Source organism: Herbaspirillum aquaticum (assembly GCF_002213425.1).
Taxonomy (GTDB): Bacteria; Pseudomonadota; Gammaproteobacteria; order Burkholderiales; family Burkholderiaceae_D; genus Herbaspirillum; species Herbaspirillum aquaticum.
The window spans coordinates 41,773-66,170 of the sequence record NZ_NJGV01000017.1; the positions used below are offsets into that span (position 1 = coordinate 41,773).

A 24,398-nucleotide genomic window follows, 5' to 3' on the forward strand; every position below is an offset into this window, starting at 1 on the left:
CCTTCGCTCGCGATTGTACTGTCGGGCAGCCCGCGCGGCAAAAATGCCGGGGGTGACCGACAGGTGCTGTCCTTCGCGTGTTTCCCCCGATGGAGTTTCTGCATGCCCCGCTTCTTTATCGACCGCCCCATCTTTGCCTGGGTGGTCGCGCTGTTCATCGTGCTCTTCGGCGTCATCGCCATGAGCCAGTTGCCCATTGCCCGCTATCCCTCCGTGGCCCCGCCCAGCGTGACGATCAATGCCACCTATCCGGGCGCCACGCCGCAGACCATGAACGACGGCGTCATCAGCCTGATCGAGCGCGAGCTGTCGGGCGTGAAGAACCTGCTCTATTTCGAATCCTCGGCTGATACCTCGGGCAGCGCCCAGATCACCGTGACCTTCAAGCCTGGTACCGATCCGGAACTGGCCCAGGTCGACGTACAGAACAAGCTCAAGGCTATCGAAGCGCGCCTGCCGCAAACGGTGCGCCAGAACGGGGTGACCGTGGAGTCGGCGGCCTTGGGCTTCCTGCTCATGGTCAGCCTGACCTCGGTGGATGGTAGCCATGATGAAATCCGCCTCAACGATTACCTGGCCCGCAACATCGTCGAAGAGCTGCGCCGCGTCGACGGCGTAGGCCGCGTGCAACTGTTCGGTGCCGAGCAGGCAATGCGGATCTGGATCGATCCCTTCAAGCTCAATGCCTACGGATTGTCCGTGACAGATATCAGTACAGCGATCAGCCAGCAGAACGCACAGATCGCTCCCGGACGCCTGGGCGATACGCCAACTGTACCGGGCCAGCAGATCGCCGTTCCCCTGACAGTACAAGGACAGTTGCAGTCACCGGACCAGTTCGCTTCCATCGTGCTCAAGGCCAAGCCCGATGGTTCGCGCGTACTGCTGGGCGATGTAGCCCGGGTCGAACTGGGTGCGCAATCCTATGCCTTCTCCAACCGTGAAGACGGCAAGCCTGCGGGCGTGGCCGCCGTACAGCTCTCGCCCGGCGCCAACGCGGTACGCACGGCTGCGGCGATCCAGGCGCGCATGGAAGAGCTGCGCCCCAGCCTGCCGCAGGGCATGCAGTTCTCGCTGCCCTACAACACCGCGCCCTTCGTCAAGATCTCCATCCAGAAAGTGGTGCAGACCCTCATCGAGGCCATGGTGCTGGTGTTCCTGGTGATGTACCTGTTCCTGCAGAACGTGCGCTATACCGTCATCCCGGCCATCGTCGCGCCCATCGCGCTGCTGGGCACGCTGGCGGTGATGCTGGTGGCCGGGTACTCGGTCAACGTGCTGACCATGTTCGGCATGGTGCTGGCCATCGGCATCATCGTCGATGACGCCATCGTGGTGGTGGAAAACGTCGAGCGCATCATGGCCGAAGAGGGCCTGGGGCCGCGCGAGGCCACCATCAAGGCGATGGGGGAGATCACCGGTGCCATCATCGGCATCACCCTGGTGCTGACCGCTGTCTTCATCCCCATGGCGCTGGCCGGGGGATCGGTGGGCGTGATTTATCGGCAGTTCTCGCTGGCCATGGCGGTATCGATCCTGTTCTCGGCGTTCCTGGCGCTGAGCCTGACACCGGCCCTCTGCGCCACGCTGTTGAAACCGGTCGCTCCCGGCCATCACGACAAGCGTGGCTTCTTCGGTGCCTTCAATCGTGCCTTTGCGCGCCTGACGCGCCGCTACGAATCGCTGCTGGGCCGGGTGATCGCGCGCGGGCTGCGCATGATGCTGCTCTATGGGGTGCTGTCACTGTTGCTGGTGCTGGGTTGGCGGGCGCTGCCCTCGGCTTTCCTGCCGGAAGAAGACCAGGGCTATTTCATGACCAGCTTCCAGCTGCCCGCCGATGCCACCACCGAGCGCACGGCGCGCGCAGTGGATCAGTTCGAGCGCTATCTGAAAACGCGCGAGGATATCGGCGCCAACCTGTCGGTGCTGGGTTTCGGTTTCTCCGGTTCCGGTCCCAATGCGGCAATGGCCTTCACCGAACTGAAAGACTGGAAGGAGCGCAAGGGTTCCACCGCCGCCATCGAGGCCCAGCATGCGCAGGCGGCCATGGAGAACGGCGTGGACGGGATGGTGATGAGCCTGCTGCCGCCGGCCATCGAGGAGCTGGGCAATTCTTCCGGCTTTGCCATGCGGCTGCAGGACCGCGCCAACCAGGGCCACGCCGCGCTCAAGGCGGCCGAAGCGCAGCTGCTGGCATTGGCCGCACACAGCCCCAAGCTGGCCGGCGTCTATTCGGACGGCCTGCCGCCGGGTGCGAGCCTGCAACTCAATGTGGATCGCCACAAGGCGGCCGCGCTGGGCGTTTCTTTTGCCAGCATCAGCGATACGCTCTCGGCGGCCATGGGTTCCTTCTATGTAAATGATTTCCCCAATGCGGGCCGCATGCAGCAGGTCATCATTCAGGCGCAGGCGCAGTCGCGCATGCAGGTTGACGATCTGATGAAGCTGTATGTCCGCAACCAGAACGGCGGCATGGTGCCGCTCTCGGAAATGGTGCAAGCCCAATGGCAGGTGGTGCCGACCCAATTGCAGCGCTACCAGGGCTTCCCGGCCGTGCGCATCTCCGGCAGTGCCGCGCCCGGCGTGGCCAGTGGCGATGCGATGGCCGAGATGGAGAAGCTGGCACAGCAACTGCCGCCCGGGTTTGCCGTGGCGTGGACCGGCCAGTCGCTGCAGGAACGCCTGTCGGCGGCCCAGGCACCGATGCTGATGGTCTTGTCGATGCTGGTGGTGTTCCTGGTGCTGGCGGCCTTGTATGAGAGCTGGCGCATTCCGCTGGCAGTCATGCTGGTGGTGCCATTGGGCTTGGCCGGCGCGGTGGCAGCGGTGATCCTGCGCGACATGCCCAATGACGTGTTTTTCAAGGTCGGCATGATTACCGTCATCGGGCTCTCGGCCAAGAACGCCATCCTCATCGTCGAGTTCGCGCGCCAGTTGCGGGCTGAAGGGGCGGGCCTGGTGGAGGCCTCCATCAAGGCGGCGGTGCTGCGGCTGCGGCCCATCCTCATGACTTCGCTGGCCTTTGCGCTGGGCGTGGTACCGCTGATGCTGGCCTCGGGCGCAAGCGCGGAGACGCAGCGCGCCATCGGTACGGGCGTGTTCGGCGGCATGGTCAGTGCCACGGTGCTGGCGGTGCTGTTCGTCCCCTTGTTCTTCGTCTTGGTGCTGGGTGCGGGACGTCGACGCGGCGCGCAGCGCGTGCAGGAGGCATGATGTGTCCGCGCAGTGATTTGCGGCTGTATGGCCGCCGGCTCCTCAACGACCGCGAACAGATCCACCACGCCCGGTATCGCGACTACGATATCCGCGTCATCGCAATTGAGGGGCAGCATGGCTGGGAGATGAGCCTGCGCATCTTCCACGCCGGCAAGCGCATCGTGCGCTACCGGCAGGACAGTCCTCTGTATCTCGATTTCGAACACGCCCGCATCGCCGGCATGTTGCGCGCCCACGAGATCATCGAGCGCCGGTCGGCGCCCTGACGGACAGCGTCCGGCGGATTGCCGGCGCGTTCAAGGCCTCGGCTTCACGCACCGACCGGCGGTGCAAAATCGCCATCCTTGCGAGGAGGGATGCCCGCCGGTGCAGCTTGCACTGCAGGCGGACTGGCCGGGTCATGCTGCTGCGTGCCGTCAGCCACCATGCTGCTTTCCTGGGCGACGGGCTGCATGTCTTCTTCGCCGATGACGGCCGGTTGGGCTGGGGCGTTGTCTGCGGGCGCTGTGCCGGCACGGCGGCGGTTGAGGTCGTCATAGCGGCGCAGTACCGGCTTGGCGGCGGCCAGCATGGCCAGCGAACCGGCGGCCAGCATGAGGAAGGACATCTTTTTCATTGCGGCTCCTGTGGGCATCGAGGGAAATCGATGGAATCAGATTCGGGGAGCCTTGATTATCCCCAGCCGAGCTGCGGGGGCCTGTCGGACGATGGCGCAACCGTGCGTCGGCCAGCCTTGGATTGTGTGGATGAGCTGCGCCATGGTGGCGGCAGCGGAAAACAAAAAAGGGCCCATCTTGCGATGGACCCTTTTTCTACTACATATGGTGCGGCTGGCAGGAATCGAACCCACGACCCCTTGGTTCGTAGCCAAGTACTCTATCCAGCTGAGCTACAGCCGCGAAAGAACGAGATTATAAGGAGCTTTTGAAAAAAGTACAAACATTTTTTCGCAGCCCTTCAAAAAAAACATTCCGCCGCATTTCAATAAACTTCCCGGGCGGCAAACGGATGGTACTGGAACAGCCAGGTCTCGCTCAGTGCCTGGCCCTGATGGCGCAGGAACAGGCGCAGCTCGACCGGCTCCTCGCCGCTGGCCGTGAGATCGAACTGCGCGCGCCAGTGGCCGGGCACGCCGTTGGGCAGCGCTTCGGTATAGACATAGGAAATGCTGCCGCGCGAGGCCGTGATGACCGCCTCCGGCTTTACGCCGAAAGGCAGCCCCGCCAGCGCTTCTCCCTTGAACTCCACCATGAACTTGCGCACCTGCGGCGGCCTGGGCTGGCCCGGCTGGCCGCCACGTCCCAGGCGCGTGGCCACGCAGCGTGCCATCGGGGAAGGGAAGGGCTCGTCCTGCTGCCAGTAGAGCCGGTAGCGCAGGCGATACGCACTGCCCGCGCGTGCCGGGGCCTTGGGCACCCACATGGCGACGATGTTGTCGTGGATCTCGTCATCGGTGCGCAGCTCGATGAGCTGCACTTCGCCTTCGCCCCAGTCACCCACGGGTTCTACCCAGAGGCTGGGGCGGCGCTCGTAATGCACGCCGTCCAGGTAGTGATCGAAATCGCGATCCCGCTGCAGCAGGCCGAAGCCGCGCAGGTGCTGGTCGCTGAAGGCCGATGACATGGTGCGGGGCGGATTGTTGAGCGGACGCCAGAGGTGTTCGCCCGCACCGTTCCAGATCGCCAGTCCGTCCGAGTCATGCACCTCCGGCCGCCAGTCCGCGCCGGTGCCCTTCACCGTTTCCGAGAACCAGTACATCGAGGTGGCCGGGGCCAGGCCCAGGCGCGCCACGTCTCGGCGCAGGAACAGCGACTTGTCTATCTCCATGTTGACGCCGCCGCCCTGCTTGCGCTGCATGGCGAAGCGGTAGGCGCCGGTGATGCTCGGCCCGTCGAGCAGGGCATACACCACCACCGTATCGCTGCCCGGGGCGGAGGGTTCGAAGAAGAATTGCGTGAAGTCGGGAAATTCCTCAGGCCGGTCGGCCTGGGCCACGTCGATGGCGATGCCGCGCGCCGACAGGCCGTATTGGTACAGGTCGCCGATGGCACGGAAATAGGAGGCCCCGAGGAAAGCCACCCAGTCATTGGTAAGCCAGTCCTTGGCCTTCTGGTCGGCCAGGCGGCTTTCCTGGAAGCGGAAGCCGGCGAAGCCGCTGCCTGCCGGGAGCTGGTGGGCGGGGCTGTCGGCCGGCATGTCGAAATAGTCATCGCGGTAAGACACTTCGCGCGACTGTACCGGTACAGTGCCATCGCCCTGACCAGCAAGGATGAACATCCGTACCGGTACACGGAAGAACTTGCCGAGGTGGAAGAAGGTCACCGGAAACGCGCCGGGCCCTTGGGCGAAGAGGGCATCGGCGGTCTTGAAGCGGATCTTGCCGTGGGCTTCGTAGTCGATCTTGTCCAGCACCTCGGCCGGCACGGCGGGCGGCGCCTGGTAGGGGGTGCGGGCCATGTCGCGGGCGCGCGCGATGAGGCTGTCGAGGGAAAACGGCTGCGCACTGCCCAGGCGCAAGCCCTGGGCCGCCAGCGCACGCGGCGCGAGGCCGAGGGCGGCCAATGCCGAAGCGGCACTGGCGGCGGCGAGGAAATGTCGGCGGCTGGGCATGCGGTGTTCTCCTGTGAGGTGTTCCGGGCAAGACGAACTCTACAGAGTGAGGCCTGCCGTGCTTGGTTCCTGCGTAAAAAAAGCCCGCTGCACGGGCAGCGGGCTTGCGCACTGATGCGGGGCCCGGCAGTCGGGACCGCCGGATCGCAGGATCAGTACTCCCAGAACATCTTCTGGATTTCCTTGGTGTCGGTAGTCTTGGTCAGTGCCAGCATCAAGAGGATGCGGGCCTTCTGCGGGTTCAGCGTATCGGAGACCACGAAGTCCAGCTTGTCGTCGTCGGCTTCGCCGTTGCGCGCCACGATGCCCTGGCCGACGCGGCTGGAACGCACGATCACGACGCCCTTCTTGCGGGCTTCGGTCAGGGACGGCACCACGGTGTTGTTCAGGCTGCCGTCACCCACGCCGGCGTGGATGATGCCTTGCGCACCAGCGGCCACGAAGGCGTTGAGCGCGATCGGGTTCATGTTGGCGTAGCCATAGACGATGTCCACTTGCGGCAGCTTGTCCAGGTTCATGATGTCGAACGGGGTGTCAGCCGTGTTCTTGCGGGTGGACTGGCGATAGAAGTAAGGCTTGCTGCCCTGGATGTAGCCCAGGAAGCCCAGTTCCGGCGTCTTGAAGGTGTCCATGGTGGAGGTGTTGGTCTTGGTCACTTCACGGCCAGCGTTGATCTGGTCGTTCAGGGTCACCAGCACGCCCTTGCCGACGGCTTCCTTGGAGCCGGCCAGCAGCACGGCGTTGTACAGGTTGATCGGGCCGTCGGCGCTGATGGCAGTGGAGGGACGCATCGCGCCCACGATCACCACCGGCTTCTTGCTCTTGACCACCAGGTCCAGGAAGTAGGCGGTTTCTTCGATGGTGTCGGTACCGTGGGTGATGACGATGCCATCGACGTCACTCTGCGCCAGCAGGGTGTTGACGCGCTTGGCCAGCTTCAGCCAGGCCTCGTTGTTCATGTTCTCGCTGGCGATCTGCATGACCTGCTCGCCGCGCACGTTGGCGACCTTCTTGAGTTCAGGAACGGCGGCGATCAGCGCATCCACACCAACCTTGGCAGCGGTGTAGCCGACCGTGGTGGTGCTGGTGGCGCCGGTGCCGGCGATGGTGCCGCCGGTGGCCAGGATGACGACATTGGGGAGGTTCTGTGCTTGCGCGGCAGCCGCTGCAGCCAGGCAGAGCAGGACCAGCATCTGCTGGAAGATTTTTCGGATGAACATGTTTGCCTCTGAACAAGTGGTGGATAAATTTTCTTAGTTTTATGTGTGCCCTGCGAAGATGGTTCACGTCTTGCTGCGTGATGTCATCCCGTCAAAAGCGCCGACACGATAGCACCGGCTCGCCTGGCAATCAAAGGTTTTTTTATCCGGTGAGAAAGCCGCATGGTGCGGGCCTTTGCGACGGGGTTGCGTGCACGTTTGGTGCGTTTTGGCAGGGCCAGGGTGATCGAAAGGGGAAAAGTGACTTGCCACTGACAACGGGCTGACGCCGTCGGCCGGGCCTGATGGAGGTGGCTTGGCCGAGGGAGAGGGCGCGAACAAAAAATAAGTAAATTGCGCGGAAGAACTTGGAAGATATCACTGAATCAGAAGGCAGCAAAGCGCGACAAGCGCGGCATTGTCCTGTCTGATCGCGGCATGGCGCAGCCGCGTGAAAATCGGCGCTCTCAGGTAAGATGGTGCCGCGCACAAGTTCTTTCGATGAATGACCGGTCCAACCGGCCGCGCCGCCCCAGCGCATTGGCTGTCAAACCGGTGCGGCGCGCGGCAATGATGGAGAACCACGATGTTTGCCACAGAAAAATTCACCAACCCCGAAGCTGCCTATGCGCGCGTGCTGGAGATCTACGAACACAACACGGCCATCCTGCGCGATGCTTTCCGCCAGTTCTCCAGCGGCGAAGGGATGCCGCAGCGGGTGCGTGCCTGCTATCCCTTCGTGCGCATCACCACCGAAAAATCCACCCACACCGATACCCGCCAATCCTTCGGTTTCGTGGCCGGTCCCGGCTGCTACGAGACCACGATCACGCGCCCCAAGCTGTTCCATCAATACCTGCTGGCGCAATTCAAGCTGGTACTGCAGAACCATGAAGTGCCGCTGGAAGTGGGCGTGAGCGAGCTGCCGATCCCGGTGCACTTCGCCTTCCCCGAGGGCATCCACGTGGAAGGCAGCCTGGATCCGGAACACCTGCGCACGCTGCCCGATTACTTCGACCTGCCCGACCTGGCGACCATGGATGACCGCATCGCCAACGGCACCTATGAAGTGGACAACGGTGCCTGGCGCGAAGGGCCGCATCCGCTGGCGCTGTTCACCGGGCCGCGCATCGATTACTCGCTGCATCGGCTGCGCCACTACACGGCGACCTCGCCGGACCAGTTCCAGCGCTATGTGCTCTTCACCAACTATGCCTTCTACGTCGATGAATTCGTGCGCCTGGGCCGGCACCTGATGGAGCCGACCGATGACCCGGACGAACTGGCTTATCGCCGCCAGTACACCGCTTTCGTCGAGCCCGGTAATGTCACCACCTGGAGTGCCAACCAGACCGGTACGGATACCAGGCCAGTTTCCGGTGTGGCACCAGCACGGCAGCCGCAGATGCCGGCCTATCACCTGCAGCGCGCCGACGGCAGCGGCATTACCCTGGTCAACATCGGCGTGGGTCCGTCCAATGCCAAGACGGTGACCGACCACGTGGCCGTCTTGCGTCCGCATGGCTGGCTGATGCTGGGCCACTGCGCCGGTCTGTCGGCCTCGCAGCGCATGGGGGATTACGTGCTGGCGCACGCCTATGTACGGGACGATCACGTGCTCGATGATGACCTGCCGCTGTGGGTGCCGATTCCGGCCCTGGCAGAAGTGCAGCTGGCCTTGCAGGATGCGGTGGCCAGCATCACCCAGCTCGACGGCTATGAATTGAAGCGCATCATGCGGACCGGGACCGTGGCCTCGGTCGATGACCGCAACTGGGAACTGCGCGACCATCGCATGCCGCTGCTGCGTTTCTCGCAGAGCCGTGCCATCGCGCTGGACATGGAGAGCGCGACGGTGGCGGCCAACGGTTTCCGCTTCCGGGTGCCCTACGGCACGCTGCTGTGCGTCTCCGACAAGCCGCTGCACGGCGAGATCAAGCTGCCCGGCATGGCCAATACCTTCTATGAGCAGCGCGTGGCGCAGCACTTGCAGATCGGCATTCGCGCGCTGGAACTGTTGCGCAACAATGGCATCGAGCAGGTGCACAGCCGCAAGCTGCGCAGCTTTGCGGAGCCGGCGTTCCGCTGATCCACATCGCTGGTTGCCGCAAGGACGAACGCCCGCGACAGTCGATGTCGCGGGCGTTTTTCATGCGGCGTCGAAAAGCGGGTCAGCGCGGCAGGCGATGCGTGATCGTCAGTCGGTAGTAAAGCGCAGCACCGATTGCCAGCGTCACGGCCGCTACGCACAGCGATGGCGTGAAGGAGCCGCTGCCATGCACCAGGGCCGTGGCCAGCGGCGGACCGGCGATCTGGCCGATGCCGTAGGCGGCGGTCATCAGGGCCATGAGGCTGCTGGCCTGTTCGCGGCGCAGGCGGCGTGCTTCGCGCATGCCGAACAGGGTAATGGCGGTAAAGGGCAGGCCCAGCAGCAGGCAGCTCAACGCAAAGCCGGGCGCGGTGGGGAAGAGGATGGACACCAGTACCCCCGCCGCCTGCATCAGGTAAGCCCCGGTCAGCAGCAGGCGCTGGTCACCCAACACCGACAGTCGCGTGGCGCTGAAAGCGCCGGCGGCCACCGACAAGCCGAAGATGGGCCAGAAGTAATCCGGCCACACCGAGCCCGGCAGCGCCTGGCGCGCGATCACCGGCAGGAAGGTGGCGGTGATGATGTAGCCGAATCCGGCGATGCCATACGCGATCACCTGGATCAGCACCTCACGCTTCTGGCTGGCCGACTCCGGTACCGGGGCCTGGGCTGCACCGCTGTCGTGCGGATGCACATTGAGGCCGCGCCCGGCATCGAAGCTGAACGACTTCCACACCAATGCCGTGAGCCCCAGCGCGATCACGCCAAAGGCAATCCAGCCACCGGCCGCCAGCCAGCCGGCCGCGATCATAGGGCCGGAGAGCAGGCCGGTCAGCGCGATGCCCAGGCCGGGACCACAGAAGATCACGCCGCCCAATTCCGGACGGCCCAGCTGCGTGAGTTGCTGCAGGCACCAGCCTGCGGTGTAGACGAAGACATAGGCGCTGGCCACGCCCGAGAGAAAGCGCATCCACAGCCAGATCCAGTCCTGGTGCAGCACGCCCATGCCCAGCGTGAGCAGGATGGTCACCACCAGCCCGGCGCGCAGCATGGCCACGCCGCGCTTGCTGCGATGGAAGGCGCACAGCATGGCGCCGGCGAAGTAGCCGAGGTAATTGGCCGTGGCCAGCCAGCCGCCCATCTGCAGGGAGAGGCTGCCCTCATGCAGCATCATCGGCAGCAGCGGCGTGAAGGCGAAGCGGCCGATGCCCATCGCCACCGACAGGGCGATCATGCCGGACAAACAGACTTTCCAGGCCAGTGCGTCAAGGGAGGCACCGGGAGGTGTGGCGGCGGGGTGGGTCATGGGCGAGCGCAAAGGCGTGAGGGAAACAGGGGTCTATGCTATCGTCTTTCGGTCATTCCAAAAAATGAATAATCGGGATGACTTCATCTTGATTCGAGAACATCGACTGGAGCAGCCATGGAACTGGCCGAACTGGAAATCTTCCGCACCGTCGTCGCCGAGGGCGGTGTAACCCGCGCCGCCGAACGGCTCAACCGGGTGCAGTCCAATGTCACCACGCGCATCAAGCAACTGGAGGCGTCCGTGGGCGTGCCGCTGTTCGTGCGTGACCGCAAGCGGCTGGTGCTCACTGCATCGGGCGAAGCCCTGCTGGATTACGCCGAGCGCATCCTCGACCTGGTGCAGGAGGCGCGCGAGGTGGTGTCGCCCCAGAATCCGCGCGGCCGCTTGCGCATCGGCTCCATGGAAAGCGCTGCCGCCAGCCGCCTGCCGGCACCCCTGGCCGAATTCCACCAGCGCTGGTCGGAAGTACGGCTGGAACTCTCGACCGGCCCGACCGATGTGCTGATGGCCGGCGTACGCACCGGCAAGCTCGATGCGGCGCTGGTGGCCGGACCCATCGAGGATGCGGCCCTGTCGGCCACGCCCCTCTACAAGGAAGAACTGATGCTGGTGACACCGCGCAGCCATCGCCGGGTGCGCTCGCCCGAGGATGTGCAGCTCGATACTTTGATCGTCTTCGAGCAGGGCTGCGCTTATCGCCGTCATGCCGAAAGCTGGTTCGCCGGTCCAGGACGGGGCGGGGTGCCGGTGCGCACACTGGAGCTGGCTTCCTATCACGCCATCCTCGCCTGCGTGGCGGCCGGGGCAGGGGTGGCGGTGGTGCCGCGCTCGGTGATCGCCATGCAGATGGAACCCCACGGCTTTTCCACCCATTCGCTGGGCCGCGATGGGCGGGTCACCACTTACTTGGTCAGCCGGCGCGAACGCAGTTCGGCGTCCCTGCTGGCGCTGCGTTCTTTACTTGTGGCAAGTCTTTGATATATTGGATTCATGCAGGATCGCTTTGATATGCATCCTTCTGCACAAAATATGTTCGCAGCTGCAGCATATGAAGAGGGTGTAACCATTTGTAAAAACGGCTGCGACGGGTGGGGTATTTCCCTATATTGAAGTTCCCCCTCCATTCTCCCCCCCGAGAATGGGATTTACCCCACGGCTCGCAAGGGACGTGGGGTTTTTCTTTTGTTCTGCGTCTTTCTTCCCACTTCACAGCTGTCTTTTCCCGTCATTTACGACAGGCTGCCGCATGAAAGCACAGGTCGTGTGGAATGATGAGTAGATATGTACCAAGGTGCATATATTTTGATGTTTTTCACATCACACCCGTTGCTCATGGAATTGCCTGTTGGTAACCCTGCGAGTGACTTATTGTTCGCCCTTGGCACGCGTTGACGGGGCTGCGCTGCCGACGATGAGGTTGCCGCGCGCCGCCGTCTGGATCGCCAGGACGGCAGGGTGGCTGAGCCTGCGCTCGACCGAAATGGCATAGAACTGCTCGCGGATGGCCTCGGTCTTGCCGATTTCCACCAGGCCGTATTGCTTGCGGATCTGTGCGGCAATGGCCGTAGGGGCGGCGAAAATCCCGGCACCGGCGTCGCCGAAGGCCAGCAGCAGGGCGCCGTCGTCGAATTCACCGGTGATGCGGGGGCGGATGCCTTCTCTCTCGAACCAGCGCAACAGGCGCGGACGTACCGCTGCATCTTCGCCCGGCATCAGGAAGGGCGCGGCATCCAGGCTCTGCGGAAACCCCTTGCGGTAGCGCCTGGCCAATTCGGGCGTGGCAAAAAAGCTGGTATCGCATTCGCCCAGCTGGTGGTGGTAGCCGCGCACGTCCACATTGGGCGGCATGGGGCTGTCGGCGATGATGATGTCCAGTTTGTGGATGGCGAGGTCGGCCAGCAGCACGTCCAGCTTGCCTTCGCGGCAGATGATGCGGATCGGGTCCTGCATCGCCAGTGCACTCTCCAGCAGCAGGTAGGCAATCGCCTTGGGCACGGCATCGGCCACGCCCACGCGCAGCTGCAGCGTGCGTCCACCGGGGCGCAGGCGCAGCGCTTCTTCCAGTTCCTCGCCCAGGCTGAAGATGCGTTCGGCATAGTCGAACACCATGCGGCCTTCATCGTTGAGTTCCAGCCGCCGTCCCACACGCTTGAAGAGCTTGTAGCCCAGGGATTCCTCGAACAGGCTGATCTGGCCGCTGATGGTCTGGGCCGTCAGGTGCAGCCGTTCGCTGGCGCGCGCCACGCCGCCAGTCTTGGCCACCGTCCAGAAATAATGGAGATGCTTGTAGTTGAGGCTGGCCATGGCAATCATCCTTGTCTGAATACTTCGGTTTTTCCGAAGCATTATCTCAAAATATTCGAATTTTCATTCATCATGGTTTCGCCTAAAGTGACGCCTTGTCCGGTAGTGATCTTGGGTTGCCAGCGTGCCGGGCATCGTTGCCAAACCTGACTTTGAGGAGAGCCTGATGAAATGTCCTGTCTGCACATCTCACAACCTGCTGATCTCGGAACGCCAGGGCATCGAGATTGATTACTGCCCGCAATGCCGTGGCGTGTGGCTGGATCGCGGCGAGCTGGACAAGCTGATCGAACGTTCCGCCGCCAGCCAGGCGGGCGCACCGGTGCCGGTGCAGGCGGCGCGGGCGCATACGCCACCGATGCCGCCGCAGGCAGGGTACGATCCCCGCTACGGCCATGGTGGCCATGGATATGACTACAAACGCAAGAAAAAGGGCTTCCTGGGCGAGATCTTCGACTTCGATTGAAGATTTATTCCAGGAACCGATAAGCGATAAGCGATAACCGAACCCGCCGCCGGCGGTTGAACAAGAAGAGAGAGGTCTGACGTGAATGGCGTAGAGAGTTTCGCAAGCCTGCCCATGTGGATAGGTTTCATTGTCTTCGTGCTGGGGATGCTGGCCGTGGACATGTTTGCCCTGGGTGGCCGCAACGCCCACCGGGTGTCGCCCAAGGAGGCCCTGGGCTGGTCGGTGGTGTGGGTGTCGCTGGCCTTCCTGTTTGCCGGCCTGATGTGGTGGTACCTCGATGCCAACGTCGGCCGCGAGTTCGCCAACCAGAAGGGGGCCGAGTTCCTCTCCGGCTACCTGATCGAGAAGGCGCTGTCGGTCGACAACATCTTCGTGTTCCTGATGATCTTCAGCTACTTCGCCGTACCGGCTGAAATGCAGCGCCGCGTCCTGCTGTACGGGGTCATCGGCGCCATCGTCATGCGCGCCGTGATGATCCTGCTGGGTGCATGGATGATCGCGCAGTTCAGCTGGATCCTGTATGTGTTCGGCGCCTTCCTGGTCTTTACCGGCGTGAAGATGCTGATCTTTGCCGACAAGGAAGCCGACCTGGGTGACAACCCGCTGCTGCGCTGGCTGCGTGGTCACATGAAGATCAGTGACAACTATGACGGCGAAAACTTCACCACCCGCATCAATGGTGTGCGCTATTTCACCCCGCTGATGCTGGTGCTGCTGCTGATCGAAATTTCCGATGTGATCTTCGCGGTGGACAGCATCCCGGCGATCTTCGCCATCACCAAGGATCCGTTCATCGTCTTCACCTCGAACATGTTCGCCATCATGGGCCTGCGTGCGCTGTACTTCCTGCTGGCTGATTCGGCAGAGCGCTTCCACCTGCTCAAGTATGGCCTGGCCCTGGTGCTGCTGTTCGTGGGCTTCAAGATGCTGGCGTCCTACTGGTTCCACGTGCCGGTGCTGGTCTCGCTGTCCATCGTCGGTGCCATCCTGGTGATCTCCATCATCGCCAGCCTGGTGTTGACCAAGGGCAAGGAAAAGGAAACCACCGCGGGTTAAGCGGATTTGATGGACATGTGAACAATTCAACGTGGGGTTTGACCGGCTGGAGCGATCTGGCCGGTTTTTTTATGCCCAACTGAACAATCAGGATAAACGATGCAATTTCGGCATCGTGTGTTTATTGGGGACGGAGTGCATTAGAATGTCCGCTCCCATTCTTCAGGTTTGCAGCGTCTGCCATGGCCCGCCTTCCCCGACTCGTCGTTCCGCACCAGCCGCATCACATCATCCAGCGTGGCCATGATGGCCTGGTCATTTTCCGTGCTGCCGATGATCATCTGGCTTTCCTCGGCTGGCTCAAGGATGCCGCGCGGCAATTCAAGGTGGCCGTGCATGCCTATGTGCTGATGCCGGATCACCTGCACCTGCTGGCCACCCCGTCCGACGACCAGGGCCTGGCACGGATGATGCAATGGATAGGGCGCCACTACGTCCCGTATTTCAACCAGAAGCATGGACGCAGCGGCACGCTGTGGCAGGGGCGCTACCGCGCCACCGTCATCGACGCCGAGCTCTACCTGCTGGCCGTATGCCGCTACATCGAGCTCAACCCCGTGCGCAATGGCCTGGCGGCCAGCCCCGGGGAGTATCCGTGGTCCAGCTACATGCATCACATCGGCGCCAAGCAGGATGGCCTGATTACCGACCATCCCCAATATTGGTCGATTGGCAACACTCCTTTCGACCGCGAGATCGCCTATCGCCAGCTCACCGAAGAGGGCTTGGCGCGCGCCGAAGTGGAGCGCATCACCGATGCCACGCTCAAGGGTTGGGCGCTGGGCTCGGAGGATTTCAAGCAGGGGCTGGAGCGCCAGACGCATCGGCGCGTCAGTCCGGCCAAGCGTGGTCGGCCCGCCATCGTTCGCGTGGCGGGCGAGGCGGATGAAGTATCCGCCCGGCAAGAATCGTAAGGTTTCAAAAATAAGTCTTTGCAATCAAGGACTTGAATCTGCATTCCTTTACTCTGTCCCTATTAGAAAAATCCTGAAAATCTTGGGGATTTAAATTGCACTCAGACCCTAATTATTTTTATTGAACTATTGGGTGCAGTGCACTATTCTTCAAATCCTTACTGTCAATGTGGTGGAGTTCCGTTATGCACGCGCAAGGCCTTTATGACCCAGCAAATGAACATGACGCCTGTGGCGTCGGTTTCATCGCCCACATCAAGGGCAAGAAAACCCATTCCATCGTTGACCAGGGTTTGCTCATCCTGAAGAACCTGGACCACCGGGGTGCTGTCGGTGCCGACCCGTTGATGGGTGACGGCGCCGGTATCCTGATCCAGATCCCCGACCAGTATTACCGTGAAGAGATGGCCAAGCAGGGCGTGGACCTGCCGCCGCCCGGTGAATACGGCGTGGGCATGATCTTCCTGCCCAAGGAAAACGCTTCCCGCATTGCCTGTGAACAGGAAATCGAACGCGCGGTGCTGGCCGAAGGCCAGATCGTGCTGGGCTGGCGTGATGTCCCGGTGGACCGCGACATGCCGATGTCGCCCACCGTGCGTGAAAAAGAGCCGGTGATCCGCCAGATCTTCATCGGCCGCGGCCCCGACGTGATGGTCACCGACGCGCTGGAACGCAAGCTGTACGTGATCCGCAAGTCGTCCGGCCACGCCATCCAGGCCCTGAACCTGCTGCACGGCAAGGAATTCTTCGTGCCCTCGATGTCGGCCCGCACCGTGGTCTACAAGGGCTTGCTGCTGGCCGACCAGGTCGGCGTGTACTACAAGGACCTGCAGGACGAGCGCTGTGTCTCCGCGCTGGCCCTGGTGCACCAGCGCTTCTCCACCAACACCTTCCCGGAATGGCCGCTGGCCCACCCGTACCGCCTGATCGCCCACAACGGTGAAATCAACACCGTCAAGGGCAACTTCAACTGGATGCGCGCCCGCGAAGGCGTGATGCAGTCGGCCGTGCTGGGTTCGGACCTGAAGAAGCTGTTCCCGCTGATCTATGAAGGCCAGTCCGACACCGCCAGCTTCGACAACGCGCTGGAACTGCTGGTCATGGCCGGCTATCCGCTGCCGCAGGCGATGATGATGATGGTCCCCGAAGCCTGGGAAAACCACACCTCGATGGACGACAACCGCCGCGCCTTCTACGAATACCACGCCGCCATGATGGAACCGTGGGACGGCCCCGCTGCGCTGGCCTTCACCGACGGCCGCCACATCGGCGGCACCCTGGACCGCAACGGCCTGCGTCCGGCCCGCTACATCGTCACCGATGACGACCTGGTGGTGATGGCTTCCGAATCGGGCGTGCTGCCGATTCCCGAGTCCAAGATCATCCAGAAGTGGCGCCTGCAGCCGGGCAAGATGTTCTTGATCGACCTGGACGCCGGCCGCATCATCGACGACAAGGAATTGAAGGACACCTACGCCAACGCCAAGCCCTACAAGCAGTGGATCAACTCGGTGCGCGTCAAGCTCGATGAGTTGAAGGAAGAGCCGCGCCAGCCGTCCTCGTCCCTGAAGCTGCTGGACCTGCAGCAGGTCTTCGGCTACACCCAGGAAGACGTCAAGTTCCTGATGGCCCCCATGGCCAGCGGTGGCGAGGAAGCCATCGGCTCCATGGGCAATGACTCGCCGCTGGCGGTCATGTCCAACAAGAACAAGCCGCTCTACAACTACTTCCGCCAGCTGTTCGCGCAGGTGACCAACCCGCCGATCGACCCGATCCGCGAAGCGCTGGTCATGTCGCTGGTGTCCTTCATCGGCCCCAAGCCCAACCTGCTGGATACCAACAACATCAACCCGCCGATGCGCCTGGAAGTGTCGCAGCCGGTGCTGGACTATGACGACATCGCCAAGCTGCGCAACATCAGCGCACACAGCGGCGGCAAGTTCAAGTCCTACGAACTGAACATCTGCTATCCGGTCGCCTGGGGCAAGGAAGGCATCGAAGCACGCCTGGCTTCGCTGTGCGCCAAGGCTGTCGATGCGGTCAAGTCGGGCCACAACATCCTGATCATCTCGGACCGCAAGGTCGATGCCGACCAGCTGCCGATCCCGGCACTGCTGGCCACTTCGGCCATCCACCAGCACCTGGTCAGCAAGGGCCTGCGCACCTCCACCGGCCTGGTCGTGGAAACCGGTTCGGCCCGCGAAACGCACCACTTCGCCCTGCTGGCAGGCTATGGCGCCGAAGCGATCCACCCGTACCTGGCCATGGACACCCTGGCCGACCTGGCCAAGGGTCTGCCGGGCGACCTGTCGCCTGAGAAGGCCATCTACAACTTCCAGAAGGCAGTCGGCAAGGGCTTGCTGAAGGTCATGTCCAAGATGGGCATCTCGACCTACATGTCCTACTGCGGCGCGCAGATCTTCGAAGCCATCGGCCTGTCCAAGGCGCTGGTGGACAAGTACTTCAAGGGTACCGCCTCCAACGTCGAAGGCATCGGCGTGTTCGAAGTGGCCGAAGAAGCGTTGCGCCTGCATACCGCTGCCTTCAGCGCCGACCCGGTGCTGGCCAACGCACTGGATGCCGGTGGCGAATACGCCTTCCGTATCCGTGGCGAAGAGCACATGTGGACGCCGGACGCGATCGCCAAGCTGCAGCACTCGACCCGTTCGAACAGCTACAACACCTACAAGGAATACGCCCAGATCATCAACGACCAGTCCAAGCGCCACATGACGCTGCGCGGCCTGTTCGAGTTCAAGATCGACCCCTCGAAGGCGATCTCGATCGATGAAGTGGAGCCAGCCAAGGAAATCGTCAAGCGCTTCGCCACCGGCGCCATGTCGCTGGGCTCGATCTCGACCGAAGCCCACGCCACGCTGGCCATCGCCATGAACCGTATCGGCGGCAAGTCCAACACCGGCGAAGGTGGTGAGGACGTCAACCGTTATCGCAACGAGTTGAAGGGCATCCCCATCAAGCAAGGCGCAACCCTGGCGTCGGAAATCGGCCGCGAACACATCGAAGTCGACATTCCCCTGCTGGAAGGTGACTCGCTGCGTTCGCGCATCAAGCAGGTGGCGTCGGGCCGTTTCGGTGTCTCCGCCGAATACCTGATCTCGGCCGACCAGATCCAGATCAAGATGGCCCAGGGCGCCAAGCCCGGCGAAGGCGGCCAGCTGCCCGGCCACAAGGTCTCGGAATACATCGCCAAGCTGCGCGTGTCGGTGCCGGGCGTGGGCCTGATTTCGCCGCCGCCGCACCATGACATCTACTCGATCGAAGATCTGGCCCAGCTGATCCACGACCTGAAGAACGTCAACCCGCGCGCCTCCATCTCGGTCAAGCTGGTCTCCGAAGTGGGTGTCGGTACCGTGGCTGCCGGCGTGGCCAAGGCCAAGTCGGACCACGTGGTCATCGCCGGTCACGATGGCGGTACCGGTGCTTCGCCGCTGTCCTCGATCAAGCACGCCGGTTCCCCGTGGGAACTGGGCCTGGCTGAAACCCAGCAGACCCTGGTCCTGAACGGCCTGCGCAACCGTATCCGCGTGCAGGCTGACGGCCAGATGAAGACCGGTCGTGACGTCGTCATCGGCGCCATGCTGGGCGCGGACGAATTCGGTTTCGCCACCGCACCGCTGGTGGTCGAAGGCTGCATCATGATGCGCAAGTGCCACCTGAACACCTGCCCGGTGGGCGTGGCCACGCAAGATCCGGTGCTGCGCGCCAAGTTCTCCGGCAAGCCGGAACACGTGGTCAACTTCTTCTTCTTCATCGCCGAAGAAGCGCGCCAGATCATGGCCCAGCTGGGTATTCGCAAGTTCGACGAGCTGATCGGCCGCGCCGACCTGCTGGACCGTTCCAAGGCGATTGCGCACTGGAAGGCCAAGGGCCTGGACTTCAGCCGCATCTTCCACCAGCCCGAGTCGAACCTGCCGGTGTACCACACCGACGTGCAAGACCACGGCCTGGACAAGGCACTGGACCACAAGCTGATCGCGCAAGCCAAGATCGCGCTGGAGAAGGGCGAGAAGGTTTCCTTCATCTCCCCGATCAAGAACCTCAACCGCACCGTCGGCGCCATGCTCTCGGGTGAAGTGGCCAAGCGTTACGGCGACGAAGGCCTGCCGGACGACACCATCCACATCCAGCTGCAAGGCACCGCAGGCCAGTCCGCCGGCGCCTTCCTGGCCAAGGGCGTGACCCTGGACCTGGTCGGCGAAGGCAACGACTACGTCGGCAAGGGCTTGTCGGGTGGCCGCATCATCGTGCGTCCCAACACCGAGTTCCGTGGCCGTGCCGTGGACAACATGATTTCCGGCAATACCGTCCTGTACGGTGCCATCAGCGGTGAAGCCTTCATCAACGGCGTGGCAGGCGAGCGTTTCGCCGTGCGCAACTCCGGCGCCACTGCGGTGGTGGAAGGCACGGGCGACCACGGTTGCGAATACATGACCGGTGGCACCGTGGTGGTGCTGGGCAATACCGGCCGCAACTTCGCAGCGGGCATGTCGGGTGGTATCGCCTACGTGTATGACCCGGAAGGCGATTTCGCCGGCAAGTGCAATACCTCGATGGTCAGCCTGGAGAAGGTCCTGTCCGACACCGAGCAGGAGCAGACCCTGGGCCGCGACATCTGGCACAGCCTGCTGCGCGGTGGCGAACGCCAGACCGACGAAGCCATCCTGCGCGGCTTGATTGAACGCCACTTCAAGTACACCGGCAGCACGCGTGCGCGCTACCTGCTGGATAACTGGGCGGCGTCGCGCGCCAAGTTCGTCAAGGTGTTCCCGACCGAGTACAAGCGTGCGCTGGCCGAACTGGCCGCCGCTGCCGAAACGAAGAAGGAAAAGGTCGCCGCCTGATTTTCAGCCAGGCATCGATCGGACTAATCAATCAAGCACGCCGGCGGGCGTGGCGCCACCCAGAGTGAGAGCGCAGCCCGCCGCATCCTTAGCGAGAATGTGAGAGGAAAATGGGAAAAGCAACCGGTTTCATGGAGTACCAGCGCCTGAAAGAGGCCAGCGAGGCACCTGCCGCGCGTACCAAGCATTACAAGGAATTCGTCCTGCACCTCAGCGACGCCGACGCCAAGATCCAGGGCGCGCGTTGCATGGACTGCGGCATCCCCTTCTGCAACAACGGCTGCCCGGTCAACAACATCATTCCCGACTGGAATGACCTGGTCTATCGCGGCAACTACAAGGAAGCCCTGGACACCCTGCACCAGACCAACAACTTCCCCGAGTTCACCGGCCGCATCTGCCCGGCACCCTGCGAAGCCGCCTGCACCCTGGGCATCAACAATGACGCCGTGGGCATCAAGTCGATCGAGCACTTCATCATCGACAAGGGCTGGGAAAACGGCTGGGTCGTGCCGCAACCGGCCGCCATCAAGACCGGCAAGAAGGTCGCCGTGGTCGGCTCCGGTCCTGCCGGCCTGGCCGCTGCCCAGCAGCTGGCGCGCGCCGGTCACGACGTGACCGTGTTCGAGAAGAATGACCGTGTTGGTGGCCTGCTGCGTTATGGCATCCCCGACTTCAAGATGGAAAAGTCGCACATCGACCTGCGCGTGGAACAGATGAAGGCCGAAGGCGTCACTTTCCGTACCGGTGTGTTCGTCGGCAAGGAGTTCCCCGAGACCGTCAACAACTGGTCCAAGGAAAGCGTCACCCCCGAAGAGCTGAAGAAGGAATTCGATGCGGTGGTCATCGCCGGTGGTGCAGAGTCCCCGCGTGACCTGCCGGTGCCGGGCCGCGAACTCAAGGGCGTGCATTTCGCCATGGATTTCCTGCCGCTGCAGAACAAGGTCAATGCCGGCGACAAGCTCAAGAGCCAGATCATGGCCACCGGCAAGAACGTGGTCGTCATCGGCGGTGGCGACACCGGCTCCGATTGCGTCGGTACCTCCAACCGTCATGGTGCTGCCTCGGTGACCCAGTTCGAACTGATGCCGCAACCGCCGGAGTCCGAAAACAAGCCGCTGGTCTGGCCTTACTGGCCGATCAAGCTGCGCACCTCGTCCTCGCATGAGGAAGGTTGCGCGCGCGACTTCGCAGTGACCACCAAGCGCCTGGAAGGCAAGGGCGGCAAGGTCGAGAAGCTGATCGCCGCACGTGTCGAGTTCAAGGACGGCAAGATGGTCGAAGTGCCCGATTCGGAATTCGAGATCAAGGCCGACCTGGTGTTGCTGGCCATGGGCTTCGTCTCGCCGGTGCAGCAGGTGCTGGACGCCTTCGGCGTCGAGAAGGATACGCGCGGCAATGCCAAGGCCACTACCGATGGCGAAGGCTGCTACAAGACTTCCGTCGACAAGGTCTTTGCTGCCGGCGACATGCGCCGTGGCCAGTCGCTGGTGGTGTGGGCCATTCGCGAAGGCCGCCAGTGCGCACGTGCGGTGGATGAATTCCTGATGGGGTCCTCGCTGCTGCCACGCTGATCGGCTAATCGGCTAATTGGTATTTCGCGGTAAATGATTTATAAGATTTATATGATTTAAGACGTATCACGCAGTTTTCGTTTGACCCTGGACCCGGATCGGCGCAAGCCGGTCCGGTTTTTTTTTGCGCCGTGCCTGCTTGCATTGCGGCACCCCATGCCGCGTGGCCGCGCGTGTAAAATGGCCCATCGCCGCACGCCGGCACCATCCCTACGCACATCGCAATGGCAACCCCGATCCGCTACCGCATCACCTCCCTCGATCCTGCCTCTCACCTCTACGACGTCAGCCTTACCGTGGACAGCCCGGCCGCTGGCGGCCAGGTCTTCTCGCTGCCGGCCTGGATTCCGGGCAGCTACATGATTCGCGAATTCGGCAAAAACATCGTGCAGCTGCGCGGCGAGTCCAACGGCCGCAAGGTGGCGGTGAAGAAGCTGGACAAGCACACCTGGCAAGCCGCGCCCTGCAAGGGCGCGCTCACGCTGCACTATCAGGTGTATGCCTGGGACCTGTCGGTGCGCACGGCCCACCTGGACCGCACGCATGGCTTCTTCAATGGCACCAGTGTCTTCCTGGCCGCGCATGGTTTCGAGGACGGTGAGCAGGTGGTGGATATCGTCCGTCCGGAAGGGGAGGACTTCAAGCGCTGGCGCGTGGCAACCGCCATGCCGGAACTCAAGGCCAAGCGCTATGGTTTCGGGACTTACGTTGCACCGAACTACGATGCGCTGATCGATCATCCGGTAGAGATCGGTGACTTCGCCCTGGCCACGTTCCAGGCGCATGGCGTGCCACATGACGTGGTGATCACTGGTCGGGTGCCCAATCTCGACCTGGCGCGCCTGTGCGATGACTTGAAGAAGATCTGCGAAGCGCAGATTGCCTTCTTCGAGCCGCGCAGCAAGCGTGCGCCCATGGATCGCTACGTCTTCATGACGCTGGCCGTGGGCGATGGCTACGGCGGTCTGGAACACCGTGCATCGACTGCGCTGATCTGCTCGCGTGCCGACCTGCCCGTCAAGGGCAAGGCGGAGCAGACCGATGGCTACCGCACTTACCTGGGCCTGTGCAGCCATGAGTATTTCCACACCTGGAACGTCAAGCGCATCAAGCCCACGGTGTTCGCGCCCTATGATCTGCGCCAGGAAAATTACACCTCGCTGCTGTGGCTGTTCGAAGGCTTCACCAGCTATTACGACGATCTGTTCCTGGTCCGTACCGGCGTCATCGATCTCGACAACTACCTCAAGCTGGCCGGCAAGACCGTCACCGGCGTGCTGCGCGGCAGCGGCCGCAAGAAGCAGAGCGTGGCCGAGTCCAGCTTCGATGCCTGGGTCAAGTATTACCGCCAGGATGAAAACGCCAGCAATGCCATCGTCAGCTACTACACCAAGGGCTCGCTGGTAGCGCTGGGACTGGACCTGACCATCCGCATCCAGACCCGTGGCCGCCGCTCGCTCGATGATGTGATGCGCGGACTGTGGGTACGCTATGGCCGCGACTTCTACGACGGCAAGCAGCAGGGCGTACCGGAAGACGAGATCCTGGCCATCATGGAAGAGTTGAGCGGCGCTGACCTCAAGCGTTTCCATGACCGCCACATCCGCGGCACCGAGGACGTGCCGCTGGAGGATCTGCTGCCGGCCTTTGGCGTGGCCTATGAAGCCAACGTCCCGGCCGATGCCAAGCCCTGGCTCGGCGCGCGCATCGGCAAGGAAGGTGGCGATGCCAAGCTGGCCGCGGTGTATGAGGGTGGCCCGGCGATGCTGGCGGGGCTGTCGGCGGGCGACAAACTGGTGGCCATCGATGGCCTGCGCGTACCGGCTTCGGGCCCCGACGGCCTGCTGGCACGCTATCGCATCAACGACACCGTGCGCATCCACGCCTTCCGCCGTGATGAGCTGATGGAATTCAGCCTCAGGCTCAAGTCCGATACCGCACCGCAGGTCACGCTCAAGGCGCTGGCCAAGCCGGTGGCGGTGCTGCGCCAGCGCCAGGCATGGCTGACCCTGAAGGGCCGCTGATTGGATGCGACGATGCCCGTCGCCATCCCGCCAGACGAAAAAAAACCCGCCAACGCAAATTGGCGGGTTTTTTCTTGCAGCGGAAAAAGCGAATTACTTGGCTTCTTCAGCGCCGCCAGCAGCTTCACCTTCAGCGGCCACTTGACCAGCCGGCACGGTGGCGGTGGCGATGGTCAGGTTTTCCTGGGTCACGGCGGTCACGCCGTTGGGCAGCTTCAGGTCAGCCAGGTGGATCGATTGACCGACGTCCAGCTTGGCCAGGTCGACTTCGATGAACTCAGGCAGGTTCTTCGGCAGGCAGGTCACGTCCAGTTCAGCAGCCACGTGGCTGATGATGCCGCCGTGCAGCTTGACGGCCGGCGAGACTTCAGCGTTCACGAAGTGCAGGGGCACCTTGGTGTGCAGCTTCTGGGAAGCATCCACGCGTTGGAAGTCAACGTGCAGGACCAGTTGCTTGAACGCGTGGACTTGGAAGTCACGCAGCAGCACTTGCTCGACCTTGCCGTCGATTTCCAGGTCCAGGATGGACGAGTGGAAGGTTTCCTTCTTCAGGGCGTGGTACAGCGCGTTGTGGTCAACAGCGATGTTCAGCGGTGCAGCGGTGCCACCGTAGACGATACCCGGGGTTTGACCCGCGCGACGCAGGCGGCGGCTCGCTCCGGTGCCCTGTTCATTACGCGGAAAGGCGATGACTTTCATGTGATAACTCCAATGTTGGCGGGGCTCGTCGTGGAATCATTCCATGGACGGTTGCCCCGTGAGATAAATATTC

At 62.8% G+C, this 24,398-nt stretch carries 16 protein-coding genes and 1 tRNA gene; 10 read left to right on the forward strand and 7 right to left on the reverse strand.

The annotated features are described in order from the left end of the window. The first annotated feature begins 102 nt into the window (after nt 1–102). Together CEJ45_RS16270 and CEJ45_RS16275 are read left to right on the forward strand one after the other, a co-directional pair. Nucleotides 103–3,213 (forward strand): multidrug efflux RND transporter permease subunit, encoded by a 3,111-nt coding sequence (locus CEJ45_RS16270; RefSeq protein WP_088756108.1) that lies wholly within the window; start codon nt 103–105, stop codon nt 3,211–3,213. Further along, nucleotides 3,213–3,482, forward strand: a complete 270-nt coding sequence (locus CEJ45_RS16275) for a hypothetical protein (protein WP_088756109.1) — start codon at nt 3,213–3,215, stop codon at nt 3,480–3,482. The genes CEJ45_RS16270 and CEJ45_RS16275 overlap by 1 nt, the downstream gene beginning before the upstream one ends. 44 nt (nt 3,483–3,526) lie before the next feature. On the opposite strand, the gene CEJ45_RS16280 is transcribed toward CEJ45_RS16275, so the two are convergent. The 4 genes from CEJ45_RS16280 to CEJ45_RS16295 form a co-directional block, all read right to left on the reverse strand. Further along, entirely contained in the window at nt 3,527–3,832 is a 306-nt protein-coding gene (locus CEJ45_RS16280) for a hypothetical protein (protein ID WP_088756110.1), read from the reverse strand. A gap of 206 nt (nt 3,833–4,038) precedes the next feature. Then, nucleotides 4,039–4,115: transfer RNA gene (locus tag CEJ45_RS16285), tRNA-Arg, on the reverse strand. Between the two features lie 82 nt (nt 4,116–4,197). Continuing rightward, entirely contained in the window at nt 4,198–5,826 is a 1,629-nt protein-coding gene (locus CEJ45_RS16290; protein WP_088756111.1) for an OpgD/OpgG family glucan biosynthesis protein, read from the reverse strand. Between the two features lie 152 nt (nt 5,827–5,978). Continuing rightward, nucleotides 5,979–7,046 (reverse strand): type II asparaginase, encoded by a 1,068-nt coding sequence (locus CEJ45_RS16295; protein ID WP_088756112.1) that lies wholly within the window; start codon nt 7,044–7,046, stop codon nt 5,979–5,981. A 565-nt stretch (nt 7,047–7,611) separates the two neighbouring features. On the opposite strand from CEJ45_RS16295, the gene CEJ45_RS16300 reads away from it, so the two are divergent. Continuing rightward, a complete protein-coding gene (locus CEJ45_RS16300; protein ID WP_088756113.1) occupies nt 7,612–9,114 on the forward strand; it encodes an AMP nucleosidase in 1,503 nt (500 codons plus the stop codon). An 82-nt stretch (nt 9,115–9,196) separates the two neighbouring features. Here the strand turns inward: CEJ45_RS16300 and CEJ45_RS16305 are convergent, their stop codons facing one another. Next, on the reverse strand, nt 9,197–10,420 hold the full coding sequence (locus CEJ45_RS16305) for a YbfB/YjiJ family MFS transporter (RefSeq protein WP_088756114.1): 1,224 nt from the start codon (nt 10,418–10,420) through the stop codon (nt 9,197–9,199). 117 nt (nt 10,421–10,537) lie between these two features. On the opposite strand from CEJ45_RS16305, the gene CEJ45_RS16310 reads away from it, so the two are divergent. After that, nucleotides 10,538–11,401, forward strand: coding sequence for a LysR substrate-binding domain-containing protein (locus CEJ45_RS16310; RefSeq protein WP_088756115.1), 864 nt, complete (start codon nt 10,538–10,540; stop codon nt 11,399–11,401). Nucleotides 11,402–11,788: 387 nt separating this feature from the next. Here the strand turns inward: CEJ45_RS16310 and nhaR are convergent, their stop codons facing one another. Then, entirely contained in the window at nt 11,789–12,727 is a 939-nt protein-coding gene (gene nhaR / locus CEJ45_RS16315; RefSeq protein ID WP_088756152.1) for a transcriptional activator NhaR, read from the reverse strand. Nucleotides 12,728–12,893: 166 nt separating this feature from the next. Between nhaR and CEJ45_RS16320 the strand changes: the two genes are divergently transcribed. From CEJ45_RS16320 to CEJ45_RS16345, 6 genes are all read left to right on the forward strand, one after another. Then, nucleotides 12,894–13,193, forward strand: a complete 300-nt coding sequence (locus CEJ45_RS16320; RefSeq protein ID WP_088756116.1) for a TFIIB-type zinc ribbon-containing protein — start codon at nt 12,894–12,896, stop codon at nt 13,191–13,193. An 81-nt stretch (nt 13,194–13,274) separates the two neighbouring features. After that, nucleotides 13,275–14,252: a TerC family protein gene (locus CEJ45_RS16325; protein ID WP_088756117.1), complete on the forward strand. Its 978-nt coding sequence runs from the start codon at nt 13,275–13,277 to the stop codon at nt 14,250–14,252. Nucleotides 14,253–14,434: 182 nt separating this feature from the next. Continuing rightward, nucleotides 14,435–15,166 carry a transposase gene (locus tag CEJ45_RS16330; protein WP_088756118.1) on the forward strand — a complete coding sequence of 244 codons (732 nt, stop codon included), beginning with the start codon at nt 14,435–14,437 and terminating at the stop codon, nt 15,164–15,166. Nucleotides 15,167–15,351: 185 nt separating this feature from the next. Then, nucleotides 15,352–20,028: a glutamate synthase-related protein gene (locus CEJ45_RS16335; protein ID WP_088756119.1), complete on the forward strand. Its 4,677-nt coding sequence runs from the start codon at nt 15,352–15,354 to the stop codon at nt 20,026–20,028. 110 nt (nt 20,029–20,138) lie between these two features. After that, nucleotides 20,139–21,602 carry a glutamate synthase subunit beta gene (locus tag CEJ45_RS16340; RefSeq protein WP_088756120.1) on the forward strand — a complete coding sequence of 488 codons (1,464 nt, stop codon included), beginning with the start codon at nt 20,139–20,141 and terminating at the stop codon, nt 21,600–21,602. A gap of 224 nt (nt 21,603–21,826) precedes the next feature. Next, a complete protein-coding gene (locus CEJ45_RS16345; RefSeq protein WP_187697696.1) occupies nt 21,827–23,626 on the forward strand; it encodes a M61 family metallopeptidase in 1,800 nt (599 codons plus the stop codon). 93 nt (nt 23,627–23,719) lie between these two features. Here the strand turns inward: CEJ45_RS16345 and CEJ45_RS16350 are convergent, their stop codons facing one another. Continuing rightward, nucleotides 23,720–24,325, reverse strand: a complete 606-nt coding sequence (locus tag CEJ45_RS16350) for a 50S ribosomal protein L25/general stress protein Ctc (protein ID WP_034335663.1) — start codon at nt 24,323–24,325, stop codon at nt 23,720–23,722. Nucleotides 24,326–24,398 lie beyond the last annotated feature (73 nt).